Raw genomic sequence first — 19,837 nt, 5'->3', positions numbered from 1 at the left:
CACACCATCCCCTGCGCGCCCGGAAGGAAAGACCGCGTACGACAGCAACCGGACCAGCCTGCAAATTCCACAACGACATCAAAGAACACGGCTGGACCGTCACCCAACCAACACCAGGCCGATTCCTCTGGACCAGCCCACCGGACGCACCTACGACGTCACACCCAACGACGAATACCCACCACCACCGTTCTAACGGTAGGAAGGAGCGCCGGCGAGGGTCCGTCGGAGGCAATATTTTTGGCCTTGAGCCCCGCAATCGGCACTGCCCTACCCCCGAGTGATGAGGATAGTCGTCTTCCTGGCCGACATGAACAACCCGCGGTTCACCATCGGGACCGCACTCGCGGTAGTCGAACGCGATCATGTCGTGGCCTGCGCTCGGCGTAGTGCCATCCCCTGCGCGCCCGGAAGGAAAGACCAGACCACCCCCGAGGGAGGAATACCCCGCCGTTACGCGATTTCCACGCATCAGTGCCCAGCGACAAGGGACTGCGGGACCGCATGTTGCGCTGTCAGTCGACGGCGTACGCGCGAAGGAAAGTGTCCACGGCGACCTTGCGTGCCTCGGCGGCGAGGACCCGGCGGGTGCCCAGCCGCGACCGGGTCTCCATCGGCGCGGTGAGCAGCGCGAGAGATCGAAGCTAGCAGATTCGGCCCGGGTCTCCGATCCAGCAAACCTGCTTTTTGCCGACGACGCACTGGCCCGAACAGTTGTTGACCTTCAACGTGTACTTTATCGTGTTCATGCGGCCGTTGTAACAAACGCGAACGGGGTTCGCGCAGCTGTCACAGGGGTCCGGCGGGCGACACGCGGCCGCGGTCGTACGGGGCAGCAGCCACCGGACGGCGGCGTCGGACAATTTCGCGAGGGACATGTGGTCTCCATTCCGTCGGGAATTACTGGACAAATCCGCTAACCACGCAGCCGGCGTACGACAACGCCAGGCACCACGTCCGCGAGCAAAGCGACCGCACGTTTGATCAACCACGGCGGCCTCCAGAACACAGGTCGGAGTCATGGGTGTCTCGGACCACCGTGGCCGCGACCAGCCGCGCCCGTACGACCAGCGGTGACACCGAGCGGGAGCAGCTCGAGCGCGATCATGAGCGGAGTGTTCCCCCGGGCCGCTAACACCTCGCTAACACGATCCTGTCCAGAACGATCAGACCGTCCGTTCCGGCACTGTGAAACACCACGCTGACCACTTAGGTTGGGGTCGTGGTGGCGCACCAGGAAATCGAGTTCGGCGTATTGGGCTGCGTTGAAGCGTGGTCGGGTCCCAGGCGGCTGGAACTCGGGCCGCCGAAACAGCGGTTGGTCCTCGCCGTCCTGCTCCTGGAGGCGAACCGGGTCATCTCGACCGAACGACTCGTGGACCTGTCCTGGCCACAAGACCCGCCGGCGTCGGCGCGGACCGCCATCCACGGCCGGATTTCCCGGCTGCGGGCGACGATCGCGGCCGCCGACGGGCTCGCGCACGGGGTGGCGTTGGTCAGCGAAGGCTCGGGATATCGGCTGAACATCGATCCAGAACTGGTCGACGCACACCGCTTCGTCGCGACGCTCGGGCAAGCCCGCGAAGCCGCCACGGACGAGATCGCCGTCGGGCTGTACGACCGCGCTTTGCGGCTGTGGCGGGGAACGGCACTGGACGGCGCGGTGTCCTCGGACGTACGACTGCGGCTGTGCGGAAATCTCGAAGAGGCTCGGCTGCTCGCACTGGAGGACCGGGCCGACGCCTTGCTGCGCCTCGGGCTGCACCGGAGCCTGATCGACGGGTTGACCAGCCTGCTGGAGGCGCATCCGATGCGGGAGCGGATGGCCAGCCAGCTCGTCCTCACGCTCTACCGGTCGGGTCAGGCCGGTCATGCGCTGCAGGTGTGCCAGCGGGTACGGGCGAAGCTGCGCGACGAGCTCGGGATCGATCCCGGTCCGGCGCTCAGTGAGCTCGAACTGGCCGTACTGCGCAACGACGAGTCACTCCTGGCGCCCGCCGATGTGCGTCTTTCGGTCGGTACGGCCAATGCCACCAGCGAGACGACACCTCGACCCGCCCGGCAACTGCCCGCCGCGCCGACTGGGTTCGTCGGCCGGGAGGACGCCTTGGCGCACTTGGACGCGGCACTGGCCGACGACACCGTCCGTATTTCCTCCATTGCCGGATCCGGTGGGATCGGCAAGACATGGTTGGCGCTGAACTGGGCCCACCGGCATGCCGACCAATACCCAGACGGCCAACTTTTCGTGGATTTGCGGGGTTTCAGCCCGGACACCGCACCGATGGACCCGGCCACCGCTGTCCGCGGATTTCTCGACGCGCTGGGCGTCGGGCCGGACCGTATCCCGATCGACCCGCATGCCAGGGCCGCGATGTTCCGCGATCTGGTGGCGGACAAGCGGATGCTGATGGTGCTCGACAACGCCACCGACAGCGGCCAGATCGTCCCGTTGTTGCCTGGCGGCCAAACCTGCACCGTGGTGGTCACCAGCCGCACCCGGCTGACTGGCCTGATCACCCGGCACGCGGCCCAACACGTACCGCTTGACGCGCTGTCCGAGACCGAGGCCGGCGCCCTGCTCACCAACCGGCTCGGCGAGTGCCGGGTGGCGGCCGAACCGGCCGCGGCGGAGCAACTGATCGAGTTGTGCGGCGGATTTCCGTTGGCACTGAGCATTATCGCCGCGCACGCGCAGGTCCGCCCGCGGCTGCCGTTGGCCGTACTGGCCGACGAGCTGCGCGACCTCGGACTGGACGCGCTGGCCGACGACGATCCGACCGCCAGCCTGCCAGCCGTACTGTCCTGGTCACATCGTGCGCTCACGCCTCCTCAGCGAACGACGTTCGCGCTGGTCGGCATCGCGCCCGGACCGGACATCGGGCTCGCCGCCGCCGCCAGCCTGATGCACCACGACCCGAGCGACACCAGAAAACTGTTGGGTGGCCTGGAACAGGCCTCGCTGATCACCCAGAGCGCCGACGGCCGATATCGAATGCACGATCTGATTCGGCACTACGCCAGCGATATCGCGAAGTTGCTGCCCGAAGAACGACGAATCTCGGCGTTGCGCCGCCTCTGCGACTTTTACCTGCACACTGCCCACAACGCCGACCGGCAGCTCAATCCGCATCGCGAGCCGATCAGCCTGACGCAACCGGTGCCCGGCACTCGCGCGTACTCGCCGCCCGACGACCAGTCCGCGCTGACCTGGTTCGACAGCGAATACCGTTGTCTGCTGGCGACCCGAGAGACCGCCATCAGCCACGAATGGCACCAGTGCGTCTGGGGCCTGACCTGGACCGTGGAGCCCTTCCTGCGCCGGCGTGGGCAACTCCGCGACCGGCTGGCGATTTGGCAGACCGGCCTGGCCGCCGCCCTGCACCTCGCCAACCCGACCGCCCACATCCTGGCCCACCGGCTGCTCGGCCGGGCGCACGCCGATCTGGGCGAGCACGACGAGGCGATCGACCACCTCCACCAGACCCTCGCGCTCGCCGAACAACACCAGGACGACACGAACCAGGCACACACTCACCGGACCGGACCCTTGCCGCCGCGTGGATGACGCGCGGAGACATCGGCAAGGCGCACGATCACGCCATCCAAGCCCTACGACTCTGTCGTACGCTCGACAATCCCTTCTGGGAAGCCGGCGCCCTCAATGCCGCCGGCTGGTACGCCGCACAGCTCGGCGACCACGGCCAGGCCCGCGAGCACTGCCATGCCGCGCTCGAGCTGTTCCGTCGCCATGACGCTCTTGAGGGACAGGCGACGACGCTGGACAGCCTCGGCTACATCGCCCACCAAACCGGACACCACGATCAGGCCGTCGAGCATTACCGGTCGGCCCTTGCGTTGCTCAGCCGCATTGGCTCGACTTACCTGCTGGCATCCACCCTGGACCGGCTCGGCCATCCGTACGAGTCTCTCGGCCAGTACGACCACGCCCGCGAGGTGTGGCAGGAGGCGCTGGATCTCTGTCGGCAGCAAGGACGCGACGAAGACGCCGAAAACCTGCGAGACAAAATCAATGCCCTCCGGTGATATCGGTCGTCAGAAGAGGCGGTCGCTTGCCTCTATTCGCTTGATAGCGCTTCCTCGATCCCCATTGGGCGATCCTGTGGTGCCCGTACAGAACCTGTCCTGTGCCGGGAATGCTCCGCTGACCAGGAACTGGGTGGCGATATCGGCCGCACAGGCATTCTGGCTCAGCAGATAGACACCGTGACCGCCTTGGTCCACGCTCACCAGCCGAGCCCGATTTCCCAGTGCCGCGCGCATTTGTACGCCACCGGGATAGTAGGTTGCCGGGTCGCGCAGATTCTGCATCACGAGAATGTTCGACGGACCGTCCGCGGTGATCTTGACCAGCGGCTCTTTCGGGGCCACCGGCCAGAAAGCGCATGGCCAGACATTCGACGCCATCGCGCCGGAAATCGGGTAGCGCTTCGCGTCACGGACACTGTCCGCTTGGTACGTGGCGAGGTCCTTCGTCCATGACGTGTCTCCACAGATGATACTCAGCAGCACAGCCGTGCTGGAGTCATCCGGCTGGTCGGCCAGTGCCGTACGTTTCACCGTCCCGTTCTTGTCGACCTGCTGCCACATCTGCGCCAACTCAGGAAAGTTGTCATCGCTGATGAGGGCCACGCGGGTGGTGTTACGGAAACTGTTGCCGGTCAGGTCTTCTTGCGGGTGCGCGTCGAGCTTCGCCGCCAAACCGGAAGTAAGTCGCGCGTACGGCGTCCGGGGTCGCGCCGAGCGCGTACGTGTCATGGTGCGCCGCGGCGAATTTCTCGAAGTCGGGAAAGCGAAGTTCGTTCGCCGGCCCAAAGCCGCGGAACTGGTCCCGCCACACCAGCCGCGGACCGACGGAGCTGTCCAGCAGGACCCGATCGGTTCGGGCCGGGAACAGCGTCGAATAGACCGCACCCAGGTACGTTCCGTACGAGAACCCGAAGTAGGAGATTTTCGGCTCCCCCAAGGCGATCCGGATCTGGTCCATATCGCGAGCGGTGTTCGCGGTGGTGAGGTACGGCAGGACCGACCGCTGCGCGCGAAACACTGGTGAACGAGCTGTTTCTGGCTGGCCGCGTCCGCGGCGAACCCGGCGGAGGTCGGATACGGCGGCAAGATGCTTTGCTGGTCCGGGGTCGTGCCGCAGGTTTGTGGCGTGCTGCGGCCGAGTCCGCGCGGATCGAACCCGATCAGGTCGTACGTCCGCAACAGGCTGGCCGGCGCCAGCCCGCCCACCTCCAGCGGCCAATCCAGCCCGGGACCGCCCGGACCGCCCGGGTTCAGCAGCATGACACCACGCGCCGTTGCCCGCCGGCGATCGCTGGAAGTTTCGATACCGCAACGGAAATCTGCCGCCCCTGTGGGTTGCGGTAGTCCAGCGGCACCGAAATCGAGCCACACCGCAGCGCGTCGCCGCCCGGCTCGGCGGCGATATCCGGCGGACACACACCCCAGGCGACGGTGGGCCGCGCAGTGCCGGCCAGCAGTGCGGTGGTGGCTTGAGCCGGCGCTGTCGCGGTCAGCAAAGCTGTCGCCACCTGCGTAGGCGCGGCCGCGGCCGCCAACGCCGTCACCGCGACGAGCGCGCCACCGCCAGTACGCCTACGCGTCTGGTTCTGCGCATTCTCTTCCTTTCTGGGAATCGAGACGTGTTCACGATTCCCAGAAAGACAGCCGAATGCGTCGCGCGGCGGGATGAGCCGTACTGCTACTCGCGGACGACCTCCGGCTCGCGAATGTCAGCCTTCGTCGGGCCAGTGCGGGGAACGGCCGAGCAGCGCGACGATGTGGTCGAGGTCCGATCCGCCGGACCAGGTCACCTCCGGCCCGAATGCGGCGTCCGGCGAGAGGCGTGCCGCACCGGACGGCACGGTTTGGGCGACCGTGACTCCGACTTTGAGCAGTTCCGCCTCGAATTCCACCGGCCGGCCCAGAGTCTTCGCGACGTCCCAGGAATGAACGACGTAGTCGATGAAATGCGCGCAGATCCCGATCGCCGCGGTGAGGGTCGCCGCCGGATTGATTTCCGGTAGCGCGAACCGTTTTTCCAGGATGTTCTCGGCCGCGAAGGCCGCCATCAACCGCTCCGCGGACGCTCGGTATTCCTCGATCGGATGGTCACTCAGCGGCCGCTGCGCCCATGCCCGCGGATCGGTGCCGCCCTCCGCCGCGGACGCGAATCCGTTGTGCTGGGCAATCATGTGGCTAAGCAGTTCCCGCAACGTCCACTCCCCGCAGGGAGTTGGCGCGGCGAGATCGGCGTGGGTGAGGTGGCTGACAAGGTCGATGCTGGTGCGTACCGCTTGGGCGTCCAACGCGACCAGATCAACCTGCGTTGCCAGCCGGTCGTACGCGTGAAGCTCATTAGTAGGCATGTGCTTATGATCTATCTGCGCGTACGATCTGTCAATCGGTATCCTGAGCGACATGGATGCCGACCGCCGCGACCTCGCCGCGATGCTGCACCCACTGGTCGAGTCCCTGATCGCGATGGAGCTGCCGATCCTCGCCGAACACGGCATCTCGATGTGGGCATATTCGGTGCTCAGCGTCCTGGACGACAGCCCGATCCGGACCCAGGCCGCGCTCGCCACCGCCATCGGGGCCGATAAGACCCGGATCATCAGCACCCTCGACGCACTCCAGGCCGCCGGCCACATCACCCGCGAACCCGACCCGCAGGACCGCCGCGTCCCGCCTGCTGGCGATCACCGCACAGGGCCAGAAAGTCCGCCGGTCCGCCCGAGCGCGCATCCAGGCCGCCGAGGACCAGCTGTTGTCCGGCCTGACGACGGCCGACCGCCGGGCATTTATGCGCGTCGCGCGGCTATTATCGAACCTGTCACATTAACCGCGGAATTACCTTTCCCTTCCGCGTGAAGTTAACGAAAAATCCTGATCACCGTCCGTTTTGTCCGTCATTTTCGAACAATTCCCGAAGGACGTTGACAGCGGGTATTTCGCGATATACGTTGCGAAATTGGAAACATTTTCACATGACGCGACATCGCACGCGTTTTCGCCGGGAGATGTGCGAGATGACGGCAGCGATATGACCACGGTGGACGCGGCATTTGACGAAGCAAGGGCAGCGCACGCCCGGCTGGCCGGGCAGAGCCGCTGGGGCGAGGCAGACGTGATCGTCACCGCGGCGATCGAGGGAGCCAGTGCCGGCCACCGGCAGCGATTCGGCGAGCTGATCCACGTGCCAGGCGGCCTCTGTTCCGACAGCCAAGACGCGCTTATGGCTGTCATGATGACCAATCGCGGAGCTCAGCGGGAAGCCGCGGTGGCCGCCGCGCGTCGGGTGCTGGCCGCGCCACGATGGCGACTGGAGGCGTTCTGGCTCGCCATTGTCGTGCTGTTCGCGGCCGACGAGATCGGGTACGCCACGCAGGCTCTGCGGCACGCTTGGGAGTGCCTCGGCCGAGCCGTGCCGACCCGCGATCGGGACGCGTTGGCGCTGCTCAGCGGCCGGTTGGCCGGACTGGTGGGAGAGCCTGGCAGGGCCGCGGAACTGCTCGCCGGAGCACTTGACCGGGGCGTCCGACCGGGCCTGCGGGACCTGGCGCTGGCCTGGCGGGTGGCCGCGCTCGCGGACGCCGGCGAGGTGCAGGACGCGTACGACGACTTGCTGGACGCCGGGTTCGTCGGCGCGCTGGACGACGCTGCGGAGCGGATCGACCTGCTGGCTGCCCGCGCCACCCTGCACGCCGCCGCCGACCGCCTCGACCTCGCGTACGTACGCCGACTGGCTCGCCTGCGGCCGAGCGCTCGGCGAGCGAGCGGTGACGTGCCCGGCGGTGCTGCCGTGGCGGTCGCGGGCGGCGCTTTGCGCGTACGCGATGGGAAGAACGGTGTTCGCGGAGGCGCTGGCCCGGCAGGAATCGATGGCCGCCGAGCGCTGGGGCAGCCGCCGCGCGATCGGCGTGGCGACGCATGCGCTGGCGGTCTCGATCGGCGGTGACCTCCCGCTGCTGCAGCAGGCGGAGGAGGAGGAGCTGGTGGGCAGCCAGGCGATCGGGGAACTGCTGCTGCGCGTCCGGCACGATCTCGCGTTGGCCCTCGCGGCGGCCGGAAAACGCCGGGAAGCGGTCCGGCTGGTGGAGAAAGTACGCGCGGAAAGCGGCGGCTACCGGCTGTGGAAACAGCGTGCCGACGCCACCTGGCACCGGATCGTGAACGGCACCGGGGTGGCGGCGTTGACCCGGCAGGAGCGCAAGATCGCGGCGCTCGCGCGGGCCGGCCACAGCAACCGGCGGATCGCCGAGGAAGAGTCGCTCACGGTGCGTACGGTCGAATTCCACCTGTCCGGGGTCTACCGCAAGCTGGGCATCGCCGGCCGCCGTGAACTGATGACATTCTTCTCGCGAATTTAATTGACAGGCCCGCCCCAACCAAGGGCGAAGCGGGCCGGCAAGACAGACTAGTTGACGAACTTCCAGGTGACCTGGATGACGCCAATGTCACGGTTGGCCAGCGATCCGAAGGCCGGCGCGCTGAGATCGATGTGCGAGGCGTCGCAGCTCGGGCACTTGTCCCGCACCGGAACGCGAATCGTGTTGCCCTGGTAGGTCACCTCGATCGAGAGGTTGCAAATCGGGTCGTTGTTGGGGTTCGCGGTCGTCCAGTATGCGTACGGCGCGGCCACCAACCAGTCGGTCGCGGCGTTGAGTTGCGTGCCGCAAGCGCCGTAACCAGCGTCGTTGTACCAGGTGGAGATGCCGTTTATCGGCTGACCGATGGGAATGCTGGCGGATGCGGGACTCGCGGTGGCCGCGACGAAAGCGACCGCGATGGCCAGAACAGCCGCGTACCTACGCAGTCTGGGCACGTGGATTCACCAACCTTTCGGGGAAAAAGAGGGTTGACCATCAGACCTGATGGAAGGTGATTCGGAAGCCGTTGCACGAGTTGCACTGATAAACGACCTGGTTGCCAGGCTCCTGGTCTTGTTTCGACCACGCGTACGCCTTCGGGCAGTGCGATTTGATCGCGTCGCTGTAGTCCGTTTGCGCGTCCCGGTTCGGATTGACGCATTCATCGGCCGGCCGTCCGGCCAGTGCTGCAGGTAGGCGGAGGGGCAGTACGGCAGCAGGTTTTCCGGGCAGCCAGCGGTGCCGCAGGACGTGGTCGCGTTAACCGGCTCAATGGTGATCGGCACCGAGAATGCGTTGACGTAACTCACGTCGTACCAGGGCGCCAAACCGTCGGAGCTGTCGAAGTTGAATTCGGCGAGGCTCGCCGGCTGTTCGCCGAGGCTGCACCGGTCGGCGTACGGGCCGCAGTCGGCGACCTGGCAGTGAAAACTGGAGCCGGAATTGCCCGAACACCCCTGCCGGGCGAAGAACTTGCCGCGCCAATGGCCCGGGTCGGTGGTCTCCGGAATGGTGATCGTTGCGGACTGGCCGTTCGCGAGCGTCGGCAGGCCAGCGAAATTGACCGAGCGATCGGCGTTCACCGTGCTGCCGATCCACACCGTCTGCCCGGTCTGATTGACGAAGGTGACCGTGTGGTTGATCGCCGCCGCCGCGGCCGAGAATCCGGCTCCGGTGACTGCCATCGCGACCGCCAACAGCGCCGCGACTGTCCAACGTCTGGTCATTTTTGACCTCCCGTGGAGAATGTGCGGACCATTATTCGACCGCTTCCCCGCGCCGTCTCTACGGTCGTACCGACCGGATCGGCGCCGCCGACCACGCGAGGTCCTCACGACCGGCGATGCCGAGCTTGGCGTACGCCCGCGACAAGTGCGCCTCGACGGTGCGTACGGCCAGAAAGAGCTTGTTGGCGATTTGCCGGTTCGTGTAACCGGCGGCGGCCAACCGGACCGCCTTGACCTCCATCACCGACAGCCGGCCGGTCGGCGACCGGGTCGGCAGCCGCCGCAGCTGGTCGTCGGCCCGGGCGGCCCGCACACCGTTTCCCACCGCGACAAACAATCCGCGAGCCCGCTCCAACCGCTGCCGGGCGGCTGCCGGCCGATCGGCGGCGAGCCGGCAGCCCAGTTCGTACAGCACCGCGCCCTGTTCGGCCGGCGCCCGCGCGATCTCGAACAGCTCGGCGGCATCGGAAAATAGGTCCGTACGAGCGCTGCCGCCATCCACCACGCCCAGCACGAAAGTGGCCCGCCCGAGCGCGTACGGCTCGGCCCAGCCACTCGCGGCGGTGTATGCCTGCCGGGCGAGCACGGTGGCAAGCCGCTGCCGGCCGGTCGCGTGCGCGCACAGCGCCGCGTTCGACCGCCAGCAGGAGACCGCCGGGCCGCGAATGCCACGTGCTCCGAATTTCCGTCCAGCATCAAGATAGTCGGACAGCGCCGCCCCGAAATTTCCGTTGCATCGGTGCATGGCCGCCCGGCCGATCCGCAGGAACGGCGCGCAGGTCACCCCGGCCCGCAGCGCCGCCTCCAGCTCCGACCCAGTGATCAGCGCGGCCGCGAGGTCCGGGTCCTCACGCTGGGCCGCCAGCTCGGTCGCCGCCGCCGCGCGCCAGTAGCCGCAGCGTCGGGTCGGCGGCGGACCGACCCAGCTTCTGGTAGGCGTCCAAGGCTCCATCGAGGTCGCCTCGACGGCCCGCCAACCGCCCGTTGAGCAGCACGATCGTGTCCGCAAGTGCGGGCGCGTCGGTTGCCGTTCGACGCAACGGTTCAGCCAGCTCATCGGCGAGGGTCAGCTGGCCGGCGTAGACGAACACCGCGAAGGCGCGTACGAGACAGGCCGGCTCGGTCCGGCAGGGTGGCGTCCGCAACGCGTGGGTGGCCCGTTCGACGGCCCCGCTCCAGTCCTTGCCCGCCAACACCAGCCGCAGCGCCGACATGTCCGGGCATTCGGCGGCCATCGATGCGACAGCGGGGCTGAACCGGTTCAGGGTTTGCGGCACAATTTCCCTTTCCACCCATGAGAGGACTTTTCGGTATCACCACCGACATCACCGCAAAAAAATGACTATCCCTGCTGGCAGCCGAGAAGTCCATCACCGTCACGTTCCAGCCCCGTCACCAAGGAATCGGGCCGTGCGCGCTGAGATAGCCGCCGGTCTGGCCGTCGGGTCCGATCTGGGCCATCCGTACGATAATCTCGGCGCCTTCCTCGACGGTCTGGATGCCGGTGTTCGCATTCAAATCCGTTTTGGTGTAACCCGGCTCCACCGCGTTGACGCGCATGTTCGGAAGAGCCTTCGCATACTGCACAGTGATCATGTTGACCGCGGTTTTCGAGGCCGGGTAAGCGATCCCGGGATAGCCGAAGGTCGGCAGTCCGGGAGCGGTGACCGCGGCCAGCGAGCCGAGCCCGCTGCTGAGGTTGACCACCACCGGCGCGGCGGAGCGCTGCAGCAGCGGCAGGAACGCGTGCGTCACCCGTACCAGGCCGAAGACGTTTGTTTCGAACAAAGTCCGCATCTGGTCGGCGGTCTCGTCGGCCGCACCGACGACTCCCCCCCCCATCGGGCGTACGCCCCTCCACGCCGGCGTTGTTGATCAACACGTCCAATCCGCCGTCGGCCTCGATCGTCTGGACCGCAGCGGCCACCGACGCATCGTCCGTGACATCGATGACAACCATTCGGGCGCCGATCTTTTCGGCCGCCTGGCGGCCCCGATCGGCGTCCCGGCTGCCGAGGTAGACTGTGTGCCCAGCGGCGATGAGTTGGCGGGCGGTCTCGAAGCCGAGACCCTTGTTCGCTCCGGTAATCAGCATTGTTTTCATGCCCCCAAGACTGCGACCGGGCCGTGCTGCCAGCCAGTCGACCCGTCTTCCTGGGACTGCCGATACCAGGCAGGCCAGCGATTTTCGGCGCACACTTGTCAATATGACAGCGACCGAGTTCGGGCAGGCCGTACGACGGTGGCGCGACCGGGTCACGCCAGCGGCGGCCGGGCTGCCCACCGGCGGTCACCGACGCGCCGCCGGGCTGCGCCGGGAGGAACTGGCCCTGCTGGCCGGCATTTCGGTCGACTACGTCACCCGGCTGGAGCAGGGCCGCGCCGCCAACCCGTCGGCGCAGGTCGTGGAGGCCCTGGTCCGGGCACTCCGCTGCTGGCCGGAACCGAACCGAGCGCGGTCACCTGTTCGAGCTGGCCGGCCTCGCCGCGCCAGGACGGGACACCGTCCCGGCGCACGTCACGCCGAGCGTCCAGCGGATGCTGGACCGGCTGACCGGCACCCCCGTCGCGGTCTACGACGCGACTTGGACGCTGCTGGTCGCCAACCAGCCGTTCGCCGCACTGATGGGCGACCCGTCCGAGCTGCGCGGCAACGAACGCAACGGCGTCTGGCGTACGTTCCTCGGCCCAGTCAACCGCGTCCAACCGACCGCGCAAGCCCGGCGCCAACTGGAAGCCGCCCAGGTCGCCGACCTGCGTGCCGCCGCTGGCCGCTATCCGGCTGACCAACGGCTCCGGCAACTGGTCGCTGACCTGCAGACCCGCAGCGAGCGGTTCGCCGAGCTCTGGGACACCGGCACAGTCGGCAGCCACGAGGCGGCCCGCAAGACCCATTCACCATCCCGATGTTGGTCCGGTGACGCTCGACTGCGACATCCTGACGGTGGCCGGCAGCGACCTGCGGATCATGATCTACACCGCCGAACCCGACAGCCCAGACGCCGAACGCCTCGCGCTGCTCACCGTGCTGGGCACCCAGACACTAGCTGCTCGGGATCATCAGTGACTTGCCGCCGTTGAGCCGATACCAGGCGAGGGTCTCGGCGATTCCAGTCTCGTAAGGTGTCGCGTCCGCGTCGAATCTTTTGTGGTATTTGCTGGAATCCACCACGAAAGGTTGCTCGAATTGGTAAAGCACCTCGCTGCCGATCCGAGCCACCGTCGACACCAGTCCGAGCATTTTCGCAGTCCGGCTGGAAAGGGTGCGTACGCCAGCGGCCCGACCAACCTGGCCGCACAGCACGCCGGCGAATGCCCGGCCGGTGATCGGCGCCCCGTGCGGCACGTGCCACACCTCGCCCCAAGCCTCAGGATCCGCCGCAACACTGGCCAATCCCTGGGCGAAGTCGTTGATGTAGGTGGGCGTGATGATCCGGCTGGTCGGGGTCGCCAAACCACATCGGCTTGCGGCCAGCCACCGCCCGCCCGAACAGGCTGCCAGCGAGCACCGAGTCAACGCGCGGGCCGTAAAGCTCACCGGCTCTTGCGACCACGACCTGGGCGTCGCCTCGGTAGTGAGCGGCCAACAGCATGTCGGCCATCCACGCCCGCATGACCCCGAGCCCACTCACCGGCCGCGACGGCAGGTCCTCGGTCATCGGGCCGTCGACCTTGCCATACATCCACGTGTCGTCAGCGAAAACCAGCACCGCGCCGGCCGCCCCGGCAGCGGTCACCAGCGACCGGTTGACCTCCGGATAGACCGATCGCCACACCGGCAATGGCGGCCGTACGCAGTGGTAAACCGCGGCCGCGTCCGCGCAGACCGCACGCATCCGAGCGGCATCGCAAGCGTCGGCCGCCACCGCTTCCACCCCATCCGACCCGCTGCCACCACGCCGGCTGACCGTACGAACCGGCAGCCCACGACCCCGCAGCTCGCTAACCAACGCCGTCCCGGTGCCGCCGGTGCCCCCGACCACCACATGCGTTTTCATCTCGTACCCCTCTCGATTGCGCTACACTACTGTAGCGCAAAGGAGGGTAATGGGACGTACACAGGATCCTGACCTGGATGCGGCGATCGGCACGGCGACACTGGAACTGCTCGGCGAAATCGGCTTCGACCGGCTGAGCATCGCCGCGGTCGCCACCCGGGCCGGCACCGCCCGCACCTCGATTTACCGCCGCTGGCCTGATAAAACGTCGCTGGTCATGGCCGCGATCCGGGAGGCGCTCACCGGCCCCGATGGCATCGACGACACTGGAACCTTACGTGGAGATCTCATAGTCCACGCCCGTGCCCTCGCGAACCGCCTCGAACCCGGGATTTTGGCCGGACTTTTGACCGCCCTCCGCGACAACGCCGATCTCGGCACCCTCGTACGAGCCAGCATCGTCGCCCGCGACCAGAAGATCATGGTCGCGGTGATCTCAGCCGCGCCATCACCCGCGGCGAACTACGCCCAGACGCCGCCGCGGACGACCTGGTCACGACGGTCGCTGTGTCGATGATGTTCGCCCGTACGGTCCTTATGGACCTGGCGCTCGATGACGAATACGTGACCCAATTGATTGATCGAGTGGTGTTGCCCCTCTATCGCCCGTACGCCCAGGTAACGTCTCGCCGACGGGGATATACGTCGCCGTCCCAAGCGTCATAGGCTAGCAATTCCGGAGAATCAGCCCTCTCGCTCGTACGTCGGAGTTGAACCCGCGCTCTATGTTTCGTTGGGATTATTGTGAAAGTATCCATTTCCTGATTGCCCGTACGCGGCCATATTGTCGGTGCCGGCGGTAGAATTGATGTCATGGCCGCCGGCGACGAAGTCACCTCTCCAGAGCTCTGGAGGTGTGACCCGGACGAGCTTGGTGAGTTGCTGCAGGAGAAAGAAAAAGCGGTCCGGCTGCTGCAGGTCGAGGTGCTGGGACATTGTCGCGGCGATCCACCGGGGAAACGTCGGCAAGACGCTCGGGCACCGCAACACCCTGGGCATGCTGCAAGACCTCCTGCGACTGTCCCCCACCGAGGCATCCCGACGCTACAAACGGGCCCTGAACCTGTGCCCCAGCCAAGCCCTCACCGGGGAAACACTCGCACCCACACTCAGCATCGCCAGTGAAGCGATGCGCCGCGGGGAGCTCGCCGACTCCCAAATCGACACGATTGTTGGGGTCGTGACCAGGCTCCCGGCCAGGGTGACCATCAAAGACCGTGAAGAAGCCGAAGCGTCGCTGGTGGAGCACGCGAAACGGTACACCGCACCAGGCCTAGCCAAAGTCGGCAGGCGCATCCATGATCACCTGGACCCCGACGGACCCGCGCCCTCCGAACACGAAAACGAGACACCACGCCGAGAACTATCCCTCCACACCGGCACAGACGGACGACTGAACTTCAGTGGCTCCATCGGCGGCGAAACCGGGACCTTCAGCGAGATCCTCAGCCCCCTGGCCAAACCCCGCCCGGCCGAGAACGGCACCCCTGATCAGCGGTCAGTGTCCGAGCGCAACGGGGACGCGCTCGCGGAGGCCCTGAATCTGATCGCGGACTCCGGGAAACTCCCCATCCAGGGTGCGGAGCGGCCGCATCTGACTATTACGATGACGTGGGACATGCTGCGGGACCGGCTCGGTGTCGCTTATCCGCACAGTGGCGCACCGATTTCCCCCGAAGGCGTCCGCCGGCTGGCGTGTGACGCGGACATCATCCCGATGGTGCTGGGCAGCGACAGCGTACCGCTGGATGTCGGACGCAACGAACGACTCATCACACCAGCCCTACGCAAAGCCTTGATAGCGCGAGACAAAGGCTGCGCCAGATGCGGCCGACCACCCCGCTGGACACGGGGCCACCACGTGCAGCACTGGGCCGATGGTGGGCATACCTGCCTTGACAATTGCGTACTTCTCTGCGATCGCTGCCATCGTTTAGTGCACCACGGCGGCTGGGACGTACGCATCGTCGACGGAATTGTTGAATTCCTACCGCCCGCGTACGTTGACCGCGAACGAAGACCCATCCGCGGCATCAACCAGCTCGCCGCATAGAAAATCCACCCGGCCGCCGGGCACCACCACACCCGGCGGCCCACACCCCTTGCCGCCACCCACCAAATCCGCGCCTGTCGACCGCTACTGTAGATGACCTATGCCAAGGGCGTGGCCTGCGCAGAAGTTGTGGCGAGGGCGTCCATGATCGTTTGTGACGAACAACCTGGACACCCTCGCTACCGCACTGTAGGTGACGGTAGACGACTGCTCAGACAGTCTCCTGGGCTGGCGCCGTGGCGACCTGAGGTGGGCATCGCGCCGAAGCTGACCGGTGCGGAGTTGGTCACCTTGGCGGTGATGCAGGCCTTGCTCGGATTCACCTGGGAGTCATGATGGTTGCGCCACGCTCACGCCCATCTGATGCGCCTGTTCGGGTATCTCCCTAACAACCTGGCTACAAAAAACGGCTCAGGGCCGCGGCTGAGTTGATCAAAACAGTGATCCGCGTGCTGTTCATGCCCACGTAGTCGCTGGCCCGCACCGGGTCGTACGCGATCGGCTCGGGGTCGCGGTCGACCAGGCCGAGATAGTTCTCCAACGCCCAGCGCCCAGCGCCCAGCGCCCAACGGCCTGCTTGAAGGGAATGCCTTCAAGTTAGGCACATAACGGCGTACGGGTGCGTCCAACTCGACCAGTCTGTCCGCGACCAGGCGCATCACCATGGTGGCCGTGACGGTCTTGGAGACCGAGCCCAGCGCGTAAATCGTGTCTCTATCGACCGGCAGCGGGTTCTCCAGGCTGGTCACGCCATGACATGCGTCCCACTCCTGACCGCCGGCCCAGACTCCGACAGCTACCGCCGGAATCCCCCACTTGTCGGCCGTTTGCCCAACGAAATCCACGAGATGCGACATTTTCTCCCCCTCATCAGCGACGAGGGTTCATAGTCGACCCCTACCCTCGGGGGCAAGGTCAAGCTAGCCGGCGTACGCGCGCAGGTGCCGACCAGTGACGGAGTGGTCGGCTCGTACGAGATCACCTGGCGTGCCCTGGAAAACCAGCCGCCCGCCATGCCGGCCGGGACCGGGGCCGAGGTCGACCACCCAGTCGGCTTGGCTGACGACGTCCAGGTTGTGTTCGATCACCACCACCGTGCTGCCACCGTCGACCAACCGGTTCAGCAGCCTGATCAGACTGTCCACATCGGACATATGCAGGCCGGTGGTCGGCTCGTCGAAGACATATACCTGGCCTTGTTTTCCGAGTTCGTCCGCTATCTTGAGACGCTGTCGCTCACCGCCGGAAAGTGTGTTCAGGGTCTGGCCAAGGCAAAGATAGGTCAGCCCGACCTCGCCGAGCCGGTCCAGCACCCGTGCGATGGTTGGCTCCGGGAAGACCTTGCCGGCTTCGCCCACGCTCAGGTCGAAAACGTCAGCGATGGTCAGCCCTCGCAGCCGGTGCCGCAGCGCTTCCTCGGTGAAGCGGCTGCCACCGCACTGCTCGCAAGTGGTGGCGACGACGGTGTCCAGAAACGCGAGATCCGAATAGACGACGCCCAGCCCGTTACAGCCCGGGCAGCCACCTTCGGAGTTGGGGCTGAAAAGTCCGGCACTCACGTCGTTGTCGGCCGCGAACAACGCGCGAATCGGATCCAGGATGCCGGCGTACGTGGCCAGGCTCGATCGTCTCGAGCCGCGGATGGCCGTTTGGTCGACAATCACCGCGGCCGGCAGATATCCGCGTACCAGTGTGCTTTTCCCCGAACCAGCCACACCAGTGACGGCGGTCAGGACACCGGTCGGAAAGTCGACATCGATCCCTCGCAGATTGTGCCCAGTGGCAGCCCGGACCGACAGCACACCGGTCCTTTCTCGTACGACCGACTTCAGCCGGGGCCGCCGGAGCAGTCTCCGGCCGGCCGGGGTGTGGTGAAAATCGTTGCCGGGCCAGCGAAAACGATCTCGCCGCCGTGCTCGCCAGCGCCCGGCCCGAGGTCGACGACGTGGTCGGCGGTGGCGATCACCGCCGGATCATGCTCGACCACCAGCACCGTGTTTCCCTTGTCTCGCAAGGCATGCAGCAGGTCAGTCAGCTGACGTACGTCTTCCGGGTGCAGACCGATCGTCGGCTCGTCGAAGACATAGAGCAAATCGGTAAGGCTGCTTCCCAGGTGCCGCACCATTTTCACCCGCTGTGACTCGCCGCCGGACAGCGTCGCGGTGGCCCGCGCCATCGTCAGGTAGCCGAGGCCGATCGACACCAGCCGGTCCAACTGCGCGACCAGCGCGGCGACCACCGGCGCACTGCCGTGCGCGTCCACGTTCCGGATGACCTCGGCGAGGTTTTCCGCCTCCAGGTTCGAACATTCCGCGATATTGCGGCCATTCACCCGGCAGGACAGGGTCTTTTGCGACAGTCTGGCGCCATCGCAGTCCAGGCAGGTGCCTTCGGTGACTACCCGTTCAAATGCCTCCCGGGTGTTGCCCTTGAGCGTTTGTACGTCCTTCGGCAACCAGATACGTTCGAACCTGCCGAGCACGCCTTCAAGTTTTTCCGGTACACCATAGAGGAAAGCGTGCCGCTCATCGGCGCTGAAGCGGTCAATTGGCCGATCCACGTCGAAAAGGCCGGACTCCGCGAACGTACGCCACGTCCAGCCGCCGACGTGAAAGGTCGGGAACCGGATCGCTCCCTCGTTCAACGACCGCTTCTCGTCGATCAGTTGGCCAACATCGACCGTACGTACGTGACCAATGCCTTCGCAGCGCGGACACATGCCTTCGGCTTCGTTGAAGGAAAATGCGTTCGAATAGCCGACAAACGGTCGGCCGACCCGGGACCACAGCAGCCGCATCAACGGCTGGATGTCGGTGACCGTCCCCACTGTGGAGCGCGAGGTGCCGCCGAGCCGTTTCTGGTCGACCACGATCGGCGGCCGGCAGGTGCTGGATCGAGTCAACCTCGGGCTGGCCGTAGTGCGGCAGCCGGTGCCGGACGTACGCCGGAAACGTCTCGTTCAACTGGCGCCGGGACTCCGCCGCGATGGTGTCGAAAACCAGCGACGACTTGCCCGATCCGGATACCCCCGTGACGACCGTGAGCTGGCGTTTCGGGATGGCGACGGTGACGCCCTTCAGGTTGTGCTCGCGGGCGCCGCTGACGGTGAGGTGTTCAGCCATGAAATCCACGCTAGGCTGAGTTGTGGCCAGATAGTGTCCACAATTGTGGACGACCCTGTGGATAACTCCTGTGGACAAAGGTCGGAACCCGTGAACGGACCCAGCGTCCGGATGTTGGAGCTGCTCTCGGTGCTGCAGAGCGGTCGCAGTTGGCCCGGTGGCGAGCTCGCCGAGCGGCTGCGTACGTCCCCTCGTACGCTCCGCCGGGACATCGACCGGCTCCGGGAGCTCGGCTATCCGGTGCTGTGTCCCACCCGCGGCCCGGGCGGCAACTACCGGCTGGTCGCCGGCCGGGCCATGCCGCCGCTGCTGTTCACCGACGACGAGGCGGTGGCCGCCGCGCTGGGCCTGCGGATGGTCGCGTTCGGGCAGGTGGAGGGCGCCGCCGACAACGCGCTGCGCAAGCTGGAACAGGTGTTGCCTGCGCCGCTGCGGCACCGGTTGGAAGCGGTGTCCGCGTCCACCGAGGCGGCCTCCCGGAGCGGGCCGACGCTCGATCTGGACGTGCTTCGGCGGCTGAGTACGGCCGCGTACGCACACCAGGATGTCCGCTTCTCGTACCGGAACCGGGCCGGCACCAGCAGCCGGCGGCGAGTCGAGCCGTACCGGCAGATCCTGCTCGGCCGCCGCTGGTATCTGCTCGGCTGGGACCTCGACCGGGCCGACTGGCGCACCTTCCGGCTGGACCGGATCACCGAGGTGACCACGTCCGGCACCACCTTCCGGGCCCGTGACCTGCCCGAAGACGGCGCCGCAAGCTTCGTCCAACGGACCACCAGCGGCCCCGACGCCAGCCGGCAAGGCGTCGTACGGTTCGCCGCACCGGCCGAGATGGTGTCCGAGCGGCTGGTCGCCGAGGCCGGCTCACTGACCCCGATCGATGGCCACAACTGCCGCTATGTCACCGCCGCCGAGTCGTGGGAGTGGCTCGCCGTCGCGCTCGCCGCGGTGGGCGTCCCGTACACCATCGAAGGCCCGCTGGAACTGCTCGCGCACTCCCGCACCCTCGCCGCCCGCGTCACCGCGGCGACCGCCTGAG

At 66.6% G+C, this 19,837-nt stretch carries 20 protein-coding genes and 7 pseudogenes; 13 read left to right on the top strand and 14 right to left on the bottom strand.

Going from position 1 to position 19,837, the window contains the following annotated elements; all coding sequences use genetic code 11:
• The 3 genes from GNX96_RS51890 to GNX96_RS51885 all read left to right on the top strand — a co-directional run.
• The coding region (locus tag GNX96_RS51890; protein WP_279580370.1) for a hypothetical protein at window positions 1-196 on the top strand (196 nt) is incomplete at its 5' end.
• A gap of 1,026 nt (window positions 197-1,222) precedes the next feature.
• Entirely contained in the window at window positions 1,223-3,568 is a 2,346-nt protein-coding gene (locus tag GNX96_RS14715) for an AfsR/SARP family transcriptional regulator (RefSeq protein WP_279580369.1), read from the top strand.
• A complete protein-coding gene (locus GNX96_RS51885; RefSeq protein ID WP_279580368.1) occupies window positions 3,565-4,047 on the top strand; it encodes a tetratricopeptide repeat protein in 483 nt (160 codons plus the stop codon). Before GNX96_RS14715 ends, GNX96_RS51885 begins: the two co-directional genes overlap by 4 nt.
• A 9-nt stretch (window positions 4,048-4,056) precedes the next feature.
• Here the strand turns inward: GNX96_RS51885 and GNX96_RS51880 are convergent, their stop codons facing one another.
• The 4 genes from GNX96_RS51880 to GNX96_RS14705 form a co-directional block, all read right to left on the bottom strand.
• The gene (locus GNX96_RS51880; protein WP_279580367.1) at window positions 4,057-4,722 is read right to left on the bottom strand and encodes an alpha/beta hydrolase; all 666 of its coding nucleotides are present in this window, start codon (window positions 4,720-4,722) and stop codon (window positions 4,057-4,059) included.
• Window positions 4,664-5,068 (bottom strand): alpha/beta fold hydrolase, encoded by a 405-nt coding sequence (locus GNX96_RS51875; protein ID WP_279580366.1) that lies wholly within the window; start codon window positions 5,066-5,068, stop codon window positions 4,664-4,666. Before GNX96_RS51875 ends, GNX96_RS51880 begins: the two co-directional genes overlap by 59 nt.
• Before the next feature lie 232 nt (window positions 5,069-5,300).
• Window positions 5,301-5,594 carry a hypothetical protein gene (locus tag GNX96_RS51870; RefSeq protein WP_279580365.1) on the bottom strand — a complete coding sequence of 98 codons (294 nt, stop codon included), beginning with the start codon at window positions 5,592-5,594 and terminating at the stop codon, window positions 5,301-5,303.
• A 165-nt stretch (window positions 5,595-5,759) separates the two neighbouring features.
• The gene (locus tag GNX96_RS14705) at window positions 5,760-6,395 is read right to left on the bottom strand and encodes a TIGR03086 family metal-binding protein (protein WP_163568508.1); all 636 of its coding nucleotides are present in this window, start codon (window positions 6,393-6,395) and stop codon (window positions 5,760-5,762) included.
• 52 nt (window positions 6,396-6,447) lie between these two features.
• On the opposite strand from GNX96_RS14705, the pseudogene GNX96_RS14700 reads away from it, so the two are divergent.
• The 3 genes and pseudogenes from GNX96_RS14700 (at window position 6,448) to GNX96_RS14690 (ending at window position 8,399) form a co-directional block, all read left to right on the top strand.
• A pseudogene (locus tag GNX96_RS14700) lies at window positions 6,448-6,871 on the top strand (MarR family winged helix-turn-helix transcriptional regulator).
• A gap of 201 nt (window positions 6,872-7,072) precedes the next feature.
• A complete protein-coding gene (locus GNX96_RS14695; RefSeq protein ID WP_163568507.1) occupies window positions 7,073-7,987 on the top strand; it encodes a hypothetical protein in 915 nt (304 codons plus the stop codon).
• Window positions 7,950-8,399: a helix-turn-helix transcriptional regulator gene (locus tag GNX96_RS14690; RefSeq protein WP_279580364.1), complete on the top strand. Its 450-nt coding sequence runs from the start codon at window positions 7,950-7,952 to the stop codon at window positions 8,397-8,399. The genes GNX96_RS14695 and GNX96_RS14690 overlap by 38 nt, the downstream gene beginning before the upstream one ends.
• Window positions 8,400-8,446: 47 nt before the next feature.
• Here GNX96_RS14690 and GNX96_RS14685 read toward each other — a convergent pair whose 3' ends face one another.
• The 6 genes and pseudogenes from GNX96_RS14685 to GNX96_RS61150 all read right to left on the bottom strand — a co-directional run.
• Window positions 8,447-8,854: a cysteine/serine endopeptidase inhibitor gene (locus tag GNX96_RS14685; protein ID WP_163568505.1), complete on the bottom strand. Its 408-nt coding sequence runs from the start codon at window positions 8,852-8,854 to the stop codon at window positions 8,447-8,449.
• A gap of 6 nt (window positions 8,855-8,860) precedes the next feature.
• Window positions 8,861-9,625 (bottom strand): thaumatin family protein, encoded by a 765-nt coding sequence (locus GNX96_RS14680; protein ID WP_279580363.1) that lies wholly within the window; start codon window positions 9,623-9,625, stop codon window positions 8,861-8,863.
• Window positions 9,626-9,683: 58 nt separating this feature from the next.
• Complete coding sequence (locus GNX96_RS14675) at window positions 9,684-10,577, bottom strand: LuxR C-terminal-related transcriptional regulator (protein ID WP_163568504.1); 894 nt, start codon at window positions 10,575-10,577, stop codon at window positions 9,684-9,686.
• Window positions 10,474-10,902, bottom strand: a complete 429-nt coding sequence (locus GNX96_RS14670; protein WP_163568503.1) for a hypothetical protein — start codon at window positions 10,900-10,902, stop codon at window positions 10,474-10,476. Before GNX96_RS14670 ends, GNX96_RS14675 begins: the two co-directional genes overlap by 104 nt.
• Before the next feature lie 115 nt (window positions 10,903-11,017).
• A complete protein-coding gene (locus GNX96_RS61155; protein ID WP_313885671.1) occupies window positions 11,018-11,467 on the bottom strand; it encodes an SDR family NAD(P)-dependent oxidoreductase in 450 nt (149 codons plus the stop codon).
• Window positions 11,468-11,528: 61 nt separating this feature from the next.
• A pseudogene (locus GNX96_RS61150) lies at window positions 11,529-11,720 on the bottom strand (SDR family NAD(P)-dependent oxidoreductase); the annotation flags it as partial.
• On the opposite strand from GNX96_RS61150, the pseudogene GNX96_RS63525 reads away from it, so the two are divergent.
• Together GNX96_RS63525 and GNX96_RS63520 are read left to right on the top strand one after the other, a co-directional pair.
• A pseudogene (locus GNX96_RS63525) lies at window positions 11,665-12,018 on the top strand (helix-turn-helix domain-containing protein); the annotation flags it as partial. The pseudogenes GNX96_RS61150 and GNX96_RS63525 overlap by 56 nt on opposite strands.
• Window positions 12,019-12,163: 145 nt before the next feature.
• Window positions 12,164-12,692: pseudogene (locus tag GNX96_RS63520) on the top strand (MmyB family transcriptional regulator).
• On the opposite strand, the gene GNX96_RS14655 reads toward GNX96_RS63520, so the two are convergent.
• Both GNX96_RS14655 and GNX96_RS14650 read right to left on the bottom strand, forming a co-directional pair.
• Window positions 12,669-12,971, bottom strand: a complete 303-nt coding sequence (locus GNX96_RS14655; protein ID WP_163568502.1) for a Rossmann-fold NAD(P)-binding domain-containing protein — start codon at window positions 12,969-12,971, stop codon at window positions 12,669-12,671. The pseudogene GNX96_RS63520 and the gene GNX96_RS14655 sit on opposite strands and share 24 nt — an antisense overlap.
• A 22-nt stretch (window positions 12,972-12,993) precedes the next feature.
• Window positions 12,994-13,623 (bottom strand): NAD-dependent epimerase/dehydratase family protein, encoded by a 630-nt coding sequence (locus tag GNX96_RS14650; protein WP_163568501.1) that lies wholly within the window; start codon window positions 13,621-13,623, stop codon window positions 12,994-12,996.
• A gap of 49 nt (window positions 13,624-13,672) precedes the next feature.
• On the opposite strand from GNX96_RS14650, the gene GNX96_RS14645 reads away from it, so the two are divergent.
• The 4 genes and pseudogenes from GNX96_RS14645 to GNX96_RS67225 all read left to right on the top strand — a co-directional run.
• The gene (locus tag GNX96_RS14645; protein ID WP_163568500.1) at window positions 13,673-14,140 is read left to right on the top strand and encodes a TetR/AcrR family transcriptional regulator; all 468 of its coding nucleotides are present in this window, start codon (window positions 13,673-13,675) and stop codon (window positions 14,138-14,140) included.
• Complete coding sequence (locus GNX96_RS63515; protein WP_163568515.1) at window positions 14,071-14,289, top strand: hypothetical protein; 219 nt, start codon at window positions 14,071-14,073, stop codon at window positions 14,287-14,289. The genes GNX96_RS14645 and GNX96_RS63515 overlap by 70 nt, the downstream gene beginning before the upstream one ends.
• A 190-nt stretch (window positions 14,290-14,479) precedes the next feature.
• Complete coding sequence (locus GNX96_RS14635; RefSeq protein WP_163568499.1) at window positions 14,480-15,676, top strand: HNH endonuclease; 1,197 nt, start codon at window positions 14,480-14,482, stop codon at window positions 15,674-15,676.
• A 193-nt stretch (window positions 15,677-15,869) separates the two neighbouring features.
• Window positions 15,870-16,143 (top strand): annotated as a pseudogene (locus tag GNX96_RS67225) (IS982 family transposase); the annotation flags it as partial.
• A 132-nt stretch (window positions 16,144-16,275) separates the two neighbouring features.
• On the opposite strand, the pseudogene GNX96_RS67220 reads toward GNX96_RS67225, so the two are convergent.
• Together GNX96_RS67220 and GNX96_RS67215 are read right to left on the bottom strand one after the other, a co-directional pair.
• Window positions 16,276-16,533: pseudogene (locus GNX96_RS67220) on the bottom strand (serine hydrolase domain-containing protein); the annotation flags it as partial.
• A gap of 63 nt (window positions 16,534-16,596) precedes the next feature.
• Window positions 16,597-18,798: pseudogene (locus GNX96_RS67215) on the bottom strand (ATP-binding cassette domain-containing protein).
• Between the two features lie 90 nt (window positions 18,799-18,888).
• Here GNX96_RS67215 and GNX96_RS14620 point away from each other — a divergent pair.
• The gene (locus GNX96_RS14620) at window positions 18,889-19,836 is read left to right on the top strand and encodes a helix-turn-helix transcriptional regulator (protein WP_279580358.1); all 948 of its coding nucleotides are present in this window, start codon (window positions 18,889-18,891) and stop codon (window positions 19,834-19,836) included.
• Window position 19,837: the final 1 nt, after the last annotated feature.

This window comes from Fodinicola feengrottensis (genome assembly GCF_010993775.1).
In the GTDB taxonomy this organism is placed as follows: domain Bacteria; phylum Actinomycetota; class Actinomycetes; order Mycobacteriales; family HKI-0501; genus Fodinicola; species Fodinicola feengrottensis.
The sequence above is the reverse complement of the archived record's forward strand: the minus strand, read 5'-3'. Positions and strand labels throughout refer to the sequence as shown.